General features: G+C 60.6%; 14 protein-coding genes. 1 reads left to right on the forward strand and 13 read right to left on the reverse strand.

Annotated elements, in window-relative coordinates:
* Positions 1-53 precede the first annotated feature (53 nt).
* Entirely contained in the window at positions 54-1403 is a 1350-nt protein-coding gene (locus tag LX81_RS17285) for an ATP-binding protein (RefSeq protein ID WP_111538560.1), read from the reverse strand.
* Positions 1403-2071, reverse strand: a complete 669-nt coding sequence (locus LX81_RS17290) for a response regulator (RefSeq protein WP_111538561.1) — start codon at positions 2069-2071, stop codon at positions 1403-1405. Before LX81_RS17290 ends, LX81_RS17285 begins: the two co-directional genes overlap by 1 nt.
* A gap of 356 nt (positions 2072-2427) precedes the next feature.
* Between LX81_RS17290 and LX81_RS17295 the strand changes: the two genes are divergently transcribed.
* Entirely contained in the window at positions 2428-3339 is a 912-nt protein-coding gene (locus tag LX81_RS17295) for an MBL fold metallo-hydrolase (protein WP_111538562.1), read from the forward strand.
* A gap of 1 nt (position 3340) precedes the next feature.
* Here the strand turns inward: LX81_RS17295 and hemA are convergent, their stop codons facing one another.
* The 11 genes from hemA to LX81_RS17350 form a co-directional block, all read right to left on the reverse strand.
* The gene (hemA, locus tag LX81_RS17300) at positions 3341-4564 is read right to left on the reverse strand and encodes a 5-aminolevulinate synthase (protein ID WP_111538563.1); all 1224 of its coding nucleotides are present in this window, start codon (positions 4562-4564) and stop codon (positions 3341-3343) included.
* The gene (locus tag LX81_RS17305) at positions 4561-4992 is read right to left on the reverse strand and encodes a DUF302 domain-containing protein (protein WP_111538564.1); all 432 of its coding nucleotides are present in this window, start codon (positions 4990-4992) and stop codon (positions 4561-4563) included. Before LX81_RS17305 ends, hemA begins: the two co-directional genes overlap by 4 nt.
* Before the next feature lie 82 nt (positions 4993-5074).
* Positions 5075-6427, reverse strand: a complete 1353-nt coding sequence (locus LX81_RS17310; RefSeq protein ID WP_111538565.1) for a c-type cytochrome — start codon at positions 6425-6427, stop codon at positions 5075-5077.
* On the reverse strand, positions 6411-7589 hold the full coding sequence (gene soxC / locus LX81_RS17315; RefSeq protein WP_373280295.1) for a sulfite dehydrogenase: 1179 nt from the start codon (positions 7587-7589) through the stop codon (positions 6411-6413). The genes LX81_RS17310 and soxC overlap by 17 nt, the downstream gene beginning before the upstream one ends.
* 94 nt (positions 7590-7683) lie before the next feature.
* Positions 7684-8115 (reverse strand): DsrE family protein, encoded by a 432-nt coding sequence (locus LX81_RS17320; protein WP_111538566.1) that lies wholly within the window; start codon positions 8113-8115, stop codon positions 7684-7686.
* Between the two features lies 1 nt (position 8116).
* On the reverse strand, positions 8117-9814 hold the full coding sequence (soxB, locus tag LX81_RS17325; RefSeq protein WP_111538567.1) for a thiosulfohydrolase SoxB: 1698 nt from the start codon (positions 9812-9814) through the stop codon (positions 8117-8119).
* Between the two features lie 85 nt (positions 9815-9899).
* A complete protein-coding gene (gene soxA, locus LX81_RS17330; protein WP_111538568.1) occupies positions 9900-10745 on the reverse strand; it encodes a sulfur oxidation c-type cytochrome SoxA in 846 nt (281 codons plus the stop codon).
* 32 nt (positions 10746-10777) lie between these two features.
* Positions 10778-11107, reverse strand: coding sequence for a thiosulfate oxidation carrier complex protein SoxZ (gene soxZ / locus LX81_RS17335; protein WP_111538569.1), 330 nt, complete (start codon positions 11105-11107; stop codon positions 10778-10780).
* A gap of 21 nt (positions 11108-11128) precedes the next feature.
* Positions 11129-11545: a thiosulfate oxidation carrier protein SoxY gene (gene soxY / locus LX81_RS17340; protein ID WP_111538570.1), complete on the reverse strand. Its 417-nt coding sequence runs from the start codon at positions 11543-11545 to the stop codon at positions 11129-11131.
* An 11-nt stretch (positions 11546-11556) separates the two neighbouring features.
* On the reverse strand, positions 11557-12042 hold the full coding sequence (soxX, locus tag LX81_RS17345) for a sulfur oxidation c-type cytochrome SoxX (protein WP_111538571.1): 486 nt from the start codon (positions 12040-12042) through the stop codon (positions 11557-11559).
* A gap of 98 nt (positions 12043-12140) precedes the next feature.
* A complete protein-coding gene (locus LX81_RS17350; protein WP_111538572.1) occupies positions 12141-12722 on the reverse strand; it encodes a thioredoxin family protein in 582 nt (193 codons plus the stop codon).
* Positions 12723-12728 lie beyond the last annotated feature (6 nt).

The following is a 12728-nucleotide window of genomic DNA, read 5'->3' on the forward strand; positions in this document are numbered from 1 at the left end:
GCTTCTGGCCGACCGTCTGGAGACGACATCCGAAGCTTAAGCGAACCTTAAGCTCACGCGGGTGACGGCATTTCCCGGGGAATGGTCAGACGTACCATCTGGCCTCTCTCCGAGACCGTGAAGTCAATCGTCCCTGCCATTCGCTCCGTCGCGGCCGCCACGATCGACAATCCCAGCCCGCTTCCGGTACTGCCGGGTCTTCGCCCCCGGACAAAACGGTCGGTAACATGGGATCGGATGTCGTCGGGAATACCGGCTCCCTCGTCCTCCACCGTGATCCGGCATGTCCGAGGATCACAGTCCGAGCGGATGGTCACTTCCGTGTCGACAGGACTGGCGAGAATGGCGTTCTCGACGACGTTGCGCACAGCGGCGTGGAAAAGAAACCTCGGCAGGCAAACGTCGTCGGTACTGTTCATCGAAAGCGACAGGGCGACGCCGCACTGATCTGCCAGGTGGCTCAATTCCGCTGTCACATCTTTCAGGATGCTGCTGACCGCGAAGGTCTGTTGCGGCAGATCTTCGCCTTCCACGGCCGCGAGTTCCAGAAGTTGCCTGACGAGTCGATCGGTCCGGGAGATGGAGGTCTCAATCTCGCGCAACGCCGCGACGCGGGTCGCATCGTCCGGGGCAATCTGTGCGATCTGCGCTTGCGTCTTAAGACCCGCGAGCGGCGTCTTCAATTCGTGCGCGGCGAAGGCGGTGAAGTCGCGCTCCGTCTCCCGGGCGCGGGCCACCCGCTCGAAGAGCGCATTCAGGGCATTGCGGACGGGGCGGATCTCGGAGGGGACGGGACCCGTAGGAAGCGGGCTAAAATCAGTCGGCTGCCTGGCGCGAAGAACCTGAGCCAACCGATCGAGAGGGCGCAGGCCACTGGCGACTCCAATCAGGATGATGACCGCCAAAATAGGGAGAACGACCGCCGCCGGCAGAACGAACCCCTCGATGACGTCCCGGACCAGCCTGTCCCGGACGGCGACGCTGTCGCCGACCATCACGCGGGCCCCGATGCGCTCGTTGACGATCGAATAGACCCGCCACCGCTCTCCGTTGATCGTGGAATAGGAGTATCCCTGGTCGACCGCATCCGTCAGCCGGCCGGGCGGAGCCCCGCCTGATTGGCCGATCAATGTCCCGGAAAGAGACCAGATTTGGCATGAAAGCTGGTGGGAATATGCGCTTCCGCCCGGCAGGGCCTCGGCAAACGCGCCACTTGCATTTGTGACCTCGATGCGCCCGTCGGAGAGGAGCGAGGAGACCATGCGCGCAGATTCCGCGAGGCGGGCATCGAGTACCTGCTCGACCTTGCCCCGGGTTGAGTTCTCGATCCAGATTACGGCGGACAGCCAGACGACACCGGTGGCGAGAACGAGGGCGAGGATCAGGCGCAGCCGGATCGACATCAGGAGCCGTTTTCCAAAGCAAGTCGATAGCCGACACCGCGCACGGTCTCGATGAACCGCGCGCCGAGCTTGCCGCGCAATTTATGGATGTGGACCTCTACCGCGTTACTCTCGATCTCCTCGTTCCACCCGTAAAGCCGCTCCTCCAACTCCGCCTTCGAACGTATCGTACCCGGACGTTCCAGGAGATATTGCAGCAGAGCGAACTCGCGAACGGAGAATTTGATTGCTTTCCCTTGGTGCTCGCCAGACATCGTGTCCGGAAAGGCGACGAGCCCATTCCACTCGATGGACGATCGCGCGCGTCCCTCGCCCCTTCGGAGCAGCGCCCTGAGGCGCGCCGACAACTCCGCAAGGTCGAACGGTTTCCCCATGTAGTCGTCCGCTCCGGTATCAAGGCCGGCAATCCGATCCGCCACTTGATCGCGGGCCGTCAGCAGGAGAACCGGGCAGGTGTCGCCGTTTCGCCGGATGCCATGGAGGAGATCCAGGCCCGACCCGTCCGGTAAGCCAATGTCGAGTACGATCGCCAGGAAGCCTCCCGCTTCGATCGCGATGCGGGCGTCCGAAAGGGAGGCAACGGCCTCGGGAGAAAAACCGCCGATCTTCAGACCGACCACGAGCCCGTTCATCAAGACGGGATCGTCTTCGACGATGAGAACGCGCATGGCGGTACCTCCAGCTCGAAGCGATGCCTCCCTATACTTAAGCGAAGCTTACAAGGTATTCGGCAAAGGTTTCGACGTATCGATTGATGGATCTTGTCGACGATGGTTCCAACGCTTGACGGACAGCCTGCGACGCACGGTTCCGGTGAACCTCAATCCTCCGAAGCAGCTACTCGTGCTCCTCAACGTCATTCCGCGACAAAAAATTTTTTCCGAACACAGAGGCTGACGCATACCACCAATTCAAATTCGTGCCGGCGGTTTTTACGAGCTTCGGCAAATATATCCGCCCAAGGGTGCCCCTTACCTGTATGCTCCCTAGAGAATTTTGATCGTATGTTGGGGAAGGGTCTTGCATGGTAACGCGACGCGGCTTTGTTGGCCAAACGGCTTTTCTCGGGTTCACCCTCCTGAACGGGGGACGGCTTTGGTCGGCGACCGAGACGGATCTAGGTGATGCGATGATCACCACGCTGAGCGACGGCCATCTGTCTCTGCCAGAGAGCTTTCTGTTCGGCGATCTGGATCGCGACGCCGTCGAGCGGGTCCTGGGCGAGACGGGGGCATCGGCGAGGGCCCTGGAGCCACCGTGCAACCTCACGCTCTTCCGCGCCAACGGTGCCGTCGTCCTCTTCGACGCCGGTTCCGGCCCCTCGTTCATGCCATCGGCCGGAAAACTGCCTGCGGCGCTCAATGCTGCAGGTGTTTCGGCAGAAGACGTGACCCACGTCGTTTTCACCCATGCCCATCCGGACCATCTCTGGGGGGTGCTCGATGATTTCGACGAACCTGTCTTTGCGAACGCCCAACACCTGATGGGAGGCGACGAATTGGCCTATTGGTCATCCCCCGACACGCTCGAGACCATATCTCCGGAACGACAAAGTTTTGCGGCCGGGGCGGCTCGTCGGATCGAGATCCTGGGTGATCGGTTGGCAACCTTCGATGATGCCGAACGGATCATTCCCGGCATTACCTCTGTCATGACACCGGGACACACGCCCGGACATATGTCCTTCGAGATTGCAGGTGATACCGGTCGGGTTTTCCTCATCGGCGATGCCATCGGCAACGACCATGTCGCCTTCGCCCACCCCGAATGGCATGCTCCCGCCGATCAGGATCCGGAGACGGGAGCGCGCACGAGATTGGCCCTTTTCGAACGGCTGACGGAGGACGACGTACAAGCCGTGGGGTTCCATCTGCCAAGCGGGGGATTGGGCCGGATCGTCCGATCGGGAGACAGGTTCGACTGGGACGCCGGCTAAGCTACTCCGCCGCGATCGATCGTCGTTCGAGCGAGCACCGGGACCACAATTCGCTCAACGCGGCGACGAGGTGATCGAGATCGTCCTCGGAATGAACCGGGGAAGGCGTGATCCTAAGCCGCTCGGTCCCCTTTGGCACAGTCGGATGATTGATCGGTTGAATATAGATTCCGAACTCGTCGAGCAGAAGATCAGCGACGTAGCGACATTTGACCGGGTGCCCGACCAATACCGGGACGATATGGCTGTCATTCTGCATATGGGGCAGACCAACGACATCTAGTCGCCGACGCAATTCCTCGACCCGTGTCTGCTGTTGCCGCCGCTCGACATCGGAAGATTTCAAGTGGCGAACGGCCGCCAGTGCTCCAGCCGCAATGGCTGGAGGCAGCGCCGTGGTAAAGATGAACCCGGAAGCGAAACTTCTGACGAAGTCGACCGCAGCAGCCGATGCCGCGATATATCCCCCCATGATGCCATAGGCCTTGCCGAGAGTTCCTTCGATCACGTCGATCCGATGGGCAAGGCCCCGGGCTTCCGCCACACCTCCACCCCTTGGACCGTAGAGCCCGACAGCATGCACTTCATCGAGATACGTCAGAGCGCCAAAATGTTCGGCAAGCTCGCAAATCTCGGCGATGGGAGAAATATCCCCATCCATGGAATAGACGCTCTCGAACGCGACGATCTTCGGGCGATCTCGAGGGATGATCGCAAGTTGCCGTTCGAGATCGTCTAGGTCGTTATGAGCCCAGATCCTCTTTTCGACGCGGGAATGCCGGATACCCTCGATCATGCTGGCATGATTCTTCGCGTCGGATAGCACCACGCATCCGGGCAGCTTGCCCGCGAGCGTCCCAAGAGCGGCCCAGTTCGCGACATAGCCGGATGTAAAGAGCAGCGCTGCCTCCTTGCCATGGAGATCGGCCAACTCATGCTCGAGCTCGGCATGAAAGACGGTATTTCCGGAAATATTGCGGGTGCCGCCCGCTCCGGCCCCAGCTCGGTCGAGGGCGGCATGCATCGCGGCGAGGACGTCTGGATGCTGACCCATTCCCAGATAATCGTTCGAGCACCAGACAGTGACGTCTGCCAGTTTCGATCCAACGAGACGCTTTGCACGAGGGAAGGCGCCGCGTCGGCGTTCCAGCTCGGCGAAGACGCGATAATTGCCCTCGACCTTCAGGTCATCGATCGCCCGGGCGAACAGACCGTCATAGTTCATTGCCCGGAGGCTTCTCGTGCGATCTCATCAAGCAGGGCTTCCACTTCGTCCATGGGGCCATCCGGGTAGGTTCGGTAGCCCACCATGACCTTTCCATCCCGCTCAGCGACGAAAACGCTATAGGGACAGTAGGCGATGTTCATTGGATCGGCTTCCATCACATTGCGCGATACGACCGCCGAACAAAACAGGTAGGCATCGGCTGCTTCGAAAAGCTTGGTATCAGAGCCCACGTCGTCGCCCGTTCGATTGAGCATGTCGCCGACATGGCTGACAAAGTCGACAACAAGTCCGCGATTGACGATCGCCGTGTCCACACCAAACGCAGCATCCTCCATGCTGCCGTCATACTCGTAGGTAATGACTTCTTGGGCCGAAACCTTGCTTCCAAGACCTATCGCTAGAGCCAGTATAAGGGCATATCGCATATCCACCTCCCATGGATTTTGCTCAGGTCAGTCGTCACCCGAATTTCAAATGAGGCCGCCGTTTAGGACGCCGGCCTGCGGATCAATCCCCGTGGCTCGCCAGGAACGCGATGATGGCCTCACGATCCTCCACCTTGGGCAGGCCGCGGAAGGACATCTTGTTGCCGGGAAGATAGCCACGCGGATCCTCGAGGAAGGCGGCGAGCGTTTCCTCGTTCCAGATGCGACCTTCGCTATTCGCCTCCTGAAGCGCAGACGAATACTTGAATCCTTCCGCGTCGCCCATCGTCCGACCCACGACGCCGTTTAATTGCGGGCCGACCTTGTTGCTCGCGCCCTCGCCTACGGCGTGGCAGGCTTGGCATTTGCGAAAGACCCCTTCGCCGGCTTCGACGAGCTCGGGATCGAGCGCCGCGACCTCGTCCGGCGCAGCTTCAGTGTCAGAAGTGGCCGCCACGCCTTCTTCGGAAACCGTCTCGGCATCCGCCTCCGCGACCTCGAGCGATGTCGCGTTGCCTTCTGCCGCCATGTCGGTGTCGCTGACGGCTTCGGCTGGAGCGCTCGCCGCCTCGTCCACGGCTTTCTCGTCGGTGCCCGGGGTCACGTCGAGCACGGCCGCATGCATCGTGATCTCGACAGCGTCTTTGCACGCTTCCATGCACGGCTCGGTCCGCCACTGTTCGAGCTCGGTCTCGGCCCGGTCATCCATGAAGAAGCCGTCGGTATTCGGCATCTCGACGTCCGCGAACGTCTCCTTGGACAGGACGAAGTCATCCTCCACAATGTTATTGAGATAAAGGATGTAGGCCGTCAGCGCGTAGACTTGGTCGGGCTCCAGCGATTGCGCGTTCCCGAATGGCATGGCGCGATGAATGTAATCGTAGACGGTCGAGAGGTAGGGCCAGTAGCTGCCGACGGTCTTGACCGGGTCCTTACGGGCAAGCGTGTCCCAGCCGCCTGCGATCACGGGCCAGCGGCCGACGGCCTCACCAAAATCGCCGTGGCACATCGCGCAGTTTTCGACCCAGACTTCCTCGCCGGTCCAGACATCACCGGAGCCTTCAGGCAGGCCCTGCCCATCGGGACGGATATCGATGTCCCAAGCCGCGATCTCGTCGAGCAGCGCTTCGCGACCAAGGCCGAAGCCGCCGTCACGGGACAGGATGGTGCCTTCTATATCGTCCGCGGGAGCATTCGTGCCGGATGCCTCCTGGGCATTCGCGGGCGTCGCAAGGCCTGCATAAGAGGGTGCCTCAGGTGCGACCTCTTCGGGTTTTGCTCCATTCACCGCCACGGGAATTCCCGGTTCCGGCCGGACATCATTCGACGGTCGATGAACCATGTGATCGGCCGTCACGACGGAGAGCGCCAGCAAAGCCGCCGTGCCTGTAAGAGCTGGAACCAGGATCTTTACGGTTTCAAGAGATTTCGACATTCTCGGCCTCCCCGTTCTCGTTCACGGACCAGGTCTGGATGCCGTTGTTGTGGTAGATCGAGTTCTCGCCGCGCACCTTGCGAAGCATGTCTTTCGTCGGTTGCACGTAGCCCGTGGAATCCATCGCGCGCGATTGCAGAAGGAGCGGCGAGCCATCCCAGTCCATCTCATAGTAGAAGCGGTGCATCGACTTGTTGAAGCTCGGCCCCGACATCCGTGCCGCGTTCCAGGTCATCCCGCCATCGGTCGTCACATCGACCCGCGGGATCGTTCCGCGTCCTGACCAGGCGATGCCGGTTATGACGAGGGGGCCCTTTCCATGGGTGATCGGCGCCTGCGGCGAGGGATTGGTGATGACCGACTTGGCATCCATCTCCCAGGTGAACTTTCGCGCTTTTCCGTTGTCGAGGAGATCAGTGTATTTCGACGTTTCCTCTCGGTGCTCCCATGGCTGATCTCCAACTTCGAGGCGGCGCAGCCATTTTACCCACATGTTGCCTTCCCAGCCGGGGACGACCAGTCGGACAGGATACCCCTGCTCAGGGCGCAGAGCCTCGCCGTTCATCTTGAAGGCGACGAGGCAATCGTCGAGAGCTTTCTCCATGGGAATCGAACGGGTCATGGCGGCGGCGTCCGCGCCTTCGGCCAACAGCCACTTGCCGTCAGTTCTAACTCCGGCTTCCTCGAGAAGGAGACGTAGCGGCACGCCGGTATACTGGACGTTGTGAATCATTCCGTGCGTGAACTGACAGCCGTTCAGCTGCGCACCGGCCCATTCCATGCCGGAATTGGCGGCGCACTCGAGAAAGTGCACCCGGTTAACGCGTGGAAAGCGCATCAAGTCGGCCATGGTGAACACGAGCGGCGTTTCGACAAGGCCGTTGATCATCACCCGATGCTCAGCTGGATCGACCTCAGCAATGCCCGAATGGTGACGCTCAAAGCAGAGGCCATTCGGCGTAATGATCCCATCGAGCTCATGTAGGGGCGTGAAGTTGACCGAACTGACCGGGTCTGCCGTTAACCATTCGACGTTCCGGCGGACCACGTGGGCCTCATACTCCGACGGATGGCCGTAGGGACGAGCATCGACGCCCTCACCAAGCTGCTGCATCCATGGCTGGAGATTGGTAATGGCGGGATCGGCATCTTGGGCGATCACACGCCCCCCGGCCAGCCCGGCGCCGACGGCAAGGCCGACCTTCAGTACTCCCCGGCGTGTAGTTCTCGTCATCGTGTCATCCTCCATCCGGGGCTCAAGGCCGCACGTAGGCGTAGCCGTCTTCCTGCAACTCGATCAGCCGTACGACGCCCGAGGGCACCATCGAGGCCTCTTGCATGAGCGCGATCTCGTGCCCGGCCTTTTTTTCCATGCCGTCAAGCGTGTTCTGGCAGGCCGAAAACTTGAGATTGGACAGTTCCATCGACATCGTCTCGATCCGATCGGCGACCGGGCTGTCCGCCTCCACCAGCATGTGCAGTCCGGGCCCGTAGGCGACGACCTCGACCACCACTTCATCACCCTGCTCGGCGTAGTACTCGGCCACGTTCGCGACGTTGTTCAGTGCCATATTCATCACCTGAGTGTCGTTCTCGTCGACATGGACGGCGACGCGGTGCGTTTCGCCCTCAGCGAGCGCGGCAGAGGCTGCAAACCACAGGACGGCGGCTAAGCCTAGTCTTGGCATCCTAATTCTCCGACTTGAGAGCAACGGTCGTGTTCTCGGCTACCGAGACGGTGCCACGGTCGCGGATATGGGCTTCGACCACGTTCCAGATCGGCGGACCTTCGGTGCCTTCGTTGACACTGGCCCAGCCGGCGATGACGTAGTTGCGCGAGGGATCGATAGCCTCCCCCGAGGCCAGAAGGACCATGTCACTGATCCGGTCGCCCTGTTTTTGCATGATGTCGATCCGGTAGCCCAAGCCCCCCACGCGAACCATGTCGCCGCCTTGTTGATAGTACGGATCGGGATTGAAGAGGTTGTCGGCCACGTCCTCGAGCACGATCTTCAGCATCTCGCCCGACATCTCGTTGCGGTACGCAGCGGGATAGGACATTGCCGTAGCGTTGAAGATGTCCTCTCGCGTGATCGGATCGCCCGGCAGCAAGGACGCGCCCCAACGGAAGCCAGGGCTGAGCGCGATCTCGGCATCCCGCTGCTCCAGCAGCGCATCACAAATCAGATCGTCCCAGGTACCGTTAAAATTGCCGCGGCGGTAGAGCAGGCTGTCGGTTTTTCCGATTTCTTCGGTAAGCTCTTCCTTAAAAGGCGCGCGAGTCTCCTCCACCAGCGCCGTCATCTCGGGGTCGGGCGCGATCACGTCCGAGAAAATCGGGATCAACCGGTGCTCGAGACCTTGCATCCGGCCATCACGGACGTCGAGATCGACGCGCGAGACGAACTTTCCGTGCGACCCACTTGCAATCAGGAAGGTCTCGCCGATCTGCACCGGTTCGGGTAAGGCATCATGGGTGTGACCGGTCAGGATCACGTCGATGCCCGGCACATCGGCAGCCATTTTGCGATCGACGTCGAAGCCATTGTGACTGAGAACGACAACCACTTCGGCGCCACCGTCACGAGCCTCCTGCACGACGCTGGCCATCCGTTCCTGACGGACGCCGAAGCTCAGATCGGGAAACATCCAAGACGGATTGGCGATCGGCAGGTAGGGAAAGGCCTGTCCGATCACGGCAATCTTAGTCCCGCCACGCTCGAAGCTGGTCATCGCCTCATAGGCTGGCTCGTCCCACATCGCGTCGAAGATGTTGGCGCCGAGGAACGGCATCTGCAGTTCGGACTCGATGATCTCGGTCACCCGCTCGATCCCAAGGGTGAACTCCCAATGTGAGGTCATCGCTTCGGCACCGAGCGCATTGAAGAGGTGCACCATGTCCGCCCCCTGGGTCCGATGCGCAGGCAAGGACCCCTGCCAAGTATCGCCGCCATCAAGGAGGATTGCCTCGGGGGATTGCGCACGGATCGCCTTGACCACGGTTGCGATCCGGTCGAGCCCGCCCATTCGACCATACTCGCGGGCGAGTGCCGTGAAATCCTCGTATGTCAGTGCGTAATCGAGCGCCGATCCATCATCGATCCCGTAGAGCTGGCGGAACGCTTTCCCGGTCAGATGAGGGGGTTGTCCTTCAGCTTGACCGACGCCGAGATTGATCGACGGTTCGCGGAACCAGATCGGCTGGGTCTGGGCATGGATGTCTGTGATATGGATCAGCGTGACGTTGCCCGATCCGCTCTCGCCGATCAGTCCCTCCTGGGTGAGCGATTGCTGCGCCGCAAGGCGCGACCAGTTTCCGAAGCCAGACGTTCCCCAAAGGGCCGAGGCGGCCAGTCCGGCTTGAAGGAAATGTCGACGCGGAATCATGGCAACTCCAGTATTTGCATTCTTATTTCGGAATGTGTCCGAATAGAAAACGCCCCGTCAGGGCAATCCCGACGGGGCGATTGGGTTAGTTTCTGACCGAAGGGCCTTCTACGGACAAGCCGTTGCCGCGTGATGCGACATAGAGTTCAAGCGCGATGAATTCGGGGCTTCCCGGCTCGAAGGTTTCTGCCCGGGTGTCCCGAATACACCCTTTGAAGCGGTCGTGGACGGAGTTCAGCTGAGCGTTCTTGAGACGATAGGCTGGAAATCCGTTGATCTGCCCCTGGCTCAGGTGATCTGCGCGGAGCATGTTGCCGTAATTGTCTTCGTGACAGTTCGCGCAGGCGAGTTCCAACTGTCCGTAACGGGTGTAGTAGATGTCTTTGCCCTGCTCCCATGTGGATTGCGCGGGACCATCGATGGCAACGTTGACCGGCATTCCGCGAGAAACCGAGGCGAGCAACGCCATCATGTTGGTCATGTCGTTCGACGTGTACTCCCAGGCGTCAGTGCTCATCCGCTCGGTCAGGCATTCGTTGACCTGCATCTCGAGCGTCTGAACTTCACCGTGCTCCTCGTCCCATTTCGGGTAGACGGCCCGAGCACCGGCGAGATCCTCGGGCGTATCGTGGCAGGACGAGCAGGCCTGATCGTCCGGCCCCATAGCAGTATCGAACTGCGCGCGGGCATCATCGACGAAGATCATGCCCGGATTCTCGAAGTCGTCTTCCTCGAGAGACTGGGTTTCCGGAGATCGGAACTCCCAGCCCGAGATCACCTCCGGCAGCGCGCCTTCGACCGATGCAGGCGCCTCGGCACGCGTGGTAATCGGGATCTCGCCGTTGATGACGAGTTCAGGCTCCTCCTGCGCGAATGCGGCTCCACCCAGCGCTGCCAGTATCAAGCCGCTCGACGTGAGGGTCATCTTCATCATCAGTCTCCTCCCCCTGAAGGATAACGGTATTATCCGACCGTGACGTCTTTGGACTCGGTGTATTCCGACCCATCGTCGTCGAACCACGTGAACTCAAAGGTGCCGCTTTCGGGGACCTTCGCAACAAACTCGAAATATGGGTTCGTCGAGATCGCGGGCTCCATCGTAACATCGATCACGGTCTCCCCGTTAAAGGTCGTGACGAAGCGATGAATTATCGACCGGGGGATGATATTTCCCTCCTTGTCCTTGCGCTGACCCGACTCCATCGGGTGCGAAATCAGGGTCTTGATCGTGATTTCCTCGCCGGCGCTGGCCTTCGAAGGTACGCGGACGCGGGGTGTGACGTTCTCTGCCATTCTCTCTCTCCTTGTCCGAACTCAACCGCCGCAGCCGCCGATGGTGACTTTCACTTCCTGGCTGGCGCGCTGGAAGGTGCCGTCCGCCATCTTGGCAACTGCTACTACGTCCTGCGTACCGGCGAGGCGAATACGGGTCGAAGCCATCTGGGACGCCGCAAGCGGCCCGAAGGCGAATGTGCCGACATCGGGGTTGGGGTTGCCGGACGCCAGTACGATGATCGATTCGGCGCCCGGCGCATCGACCTCGATCGGAACGGTATTGCCGTTCTCGGCAATTTCGGGCGCCGTCAGCGTCAGTCCCGTTGCCTCGGCCACATCGGCACCGCCGGTGAACTCAGCGATCGCGTCATCAGTGGCCGTGGCCCAGGCGATGCGAGGTCCAAACACCAACGCGGCCGTACCGAGAGCCATCGTTTGTCTACGGGATAGATACATCGTGTTCCTCCTCAGGATTCCTTGAGGGTCATTAAATAGGCTACTACGTCCTCGATCTGCTGAGCCGATAATAGCGGATCGAGCGGCCCTTCGGCCGCCGCTCCAGTAAAGGCGTCACCTGGACGGATATACCCATCGCTCTTGTAGAACGCGGGCATGATCGTTCCGGGGAAAGTCTGCTTAGCATTCGCGACGATGCCCCGCAGATCCGCTTCGGTCCAGCGGTCCGCTACGCCGTCGAGCGCCGGACCGACCTCACCTTGGAAGGGTACGTCCGCAAGATCGGAAACCTGATGGCACGTCACGCAGTTTCCGAGACTTCTGTCGGCAAGAATCTTTGCGCCCTCGGCTGGATCACCGGGTTCGCCCGTCAAGGACGCATCGACCGCCCCGTATTCATCGTAAGTCACATCGCTGGGGGCTGGAGCGTCTGCCGCGTGCGCCGTCGTAGATAAAGACAGGGCAACGCCGGCCAAAAGCCGTGTCAGGTGCGTCATAATTCCTCCCTTAGGTGCCGGGCACCATTGCTGTCATCCTACGCACAGCAGACGCGGGCAATCAATGACAGATTTTAGATTCCGAATGCGTTATGCGTTCATTTCCCACCATCTTGTGCCTCGATCATGCGCGCGTGGTACTTCTGGAATGGTTCGTCGCCGTCATATCCTTCGTCTAGGATCCAGGTCAGAAGGTTCTCCGTGGTCCAGCGCCCGAAAGCGCCGGGCATCGTCACCACGGCTGCTTCCGAGGCTGCCGCGTCGTTGGGCACATCATCGGCATGCTCGGGAAAGAACATGAGTGTCGGCGTGAACATTGCGCCCCATTTCCGGACCGCGTCTTTCTCGGACAGGGTCTCGCCGTCGAAGTCGGTCACCTCAACGTCGCCGAACATGTTCAATTGTACCACGAAGAAGTCTTCGGCCAGCATCGCGTCGATCTCGGGCACGACGAAAACTTCCTCATGCATCTTGGTACAGTAGATGCAGCCGCGCTGCTCGATCATGACGAGAAGCCGTTTGCCCTCGGTGTCGGCCTCGGAAAGATCTTCGCGCAGATCCTTGAACGTGTCCTGCATCCACGGTGCCTTGTGCAGGCCGTCGTCGCCGATCACCGGATCGCGCGGCGCGCCCAGGGCGGGCAGTGCGAAGATGCAGAGAATTGCGACAACGCGAAGCATGGCAGT

Origin of the sequence: Palleronia aestuarii (assembly GCF_003253995.1) — a bacterium.
GTDB classification, from domain to species: domain Bacteria; phylum Pseudomonadota; class Alphaproteobacteria; order Rhodobacterales; family Rhodobacteraceae; genus Palleronia; species Palleronia aestuarii.

Bases quoted from the DNA above. Each gene is read 5' to 3' on its own strand.
- soxZ (WP_111538569.1), bottom strand. From the start codon at position 11,107: ATGGCAGAGAACGTCACACCCCGCGTCCGCGTACCTTCGAAGGCCAGC.
- LX81_RS17290 (WP_111538561.1), bottom strand. From the start codon at position 2,071: ATGCGCGTTCTCATCGTCGAAGACGATCCCGTCTTGATGAACGGGCTC.
- soxX (WP_111538571.1), bottom strand. From the start codon at position 12,042: ATGACGCACCTGACACGGCTTTTGGCCGGCGTTGCCCTGTCTTTATCT.
- LX81_RS17285 (WP_111538560.1), bottom strand. From the start codon at position 1,403: ATGTCGATCCGGCTGCGCCTGATCCTCGCCCTCGTTCTCGCCACCGGT.
- soxB (WP_111538567.1), bottom strand. From the start codon at position 9,814: ATGATTCCGCGTCGACATTTCCTTCAAGCCGGACTGGCCGCCTCGGCC.
- soxY (WP_111538570.1), bottom strand. From the start codon at position 11,545: ATGTATCTATCCCGTAGACAAACGATGGCTCTCGGTACGGCCGCGTTG.
- LX81_RS17305 (WP_111538564.1), bottom strand. From the start codon at position 4,992: ATGCGATATGCCCTTATACTGGCTCTAGCGATAGGTCTTGGAAGCAAG.
- hemA (WP_111538563.1), bottom strand. From the start codon at position 4,564: ATGAACTATGACGGTCTGTTCGCCCGGGCGATCGATGACCTGAAGGTC.
- LX81_RS17295 (WP_111538562.1), top strand. From the start codon at position 2,428: ATGGTAACGCGACGCGGCTTTGTTGGCCAAACGGCTTTTCTCGGGTTC.
- soxA (WP_111538568.1), bottom strand. From the start codon at position 10,745: ATGAAGATGACCCTCACGTCGAGCGGCTTGATACTGGCAGCGCTGGGT.
- LX81_RS17310 (WP_111538565.1), bottom strand. From the start codon at position 6,427: ATGTCGAAATCTCTTGAAACCGTAAAGATCCTGGTTCCAGCTCTTACA.
- LX81_RS17320 (WP_111538566.1), bottom strand. From the start codon at position 8,115: ATGCCAAGACTAGGCTTAGCCGCCGTCCTGTGGTTTGCAGCCTCTGCC.
- LX81_RS17350 (WP_111538572.1), bottom strand. From the start codon at position 12,722: ATGCTTCGCGTTGTCGCAATTCTCTGCATCTTCGCACTGCCCGCCCTG.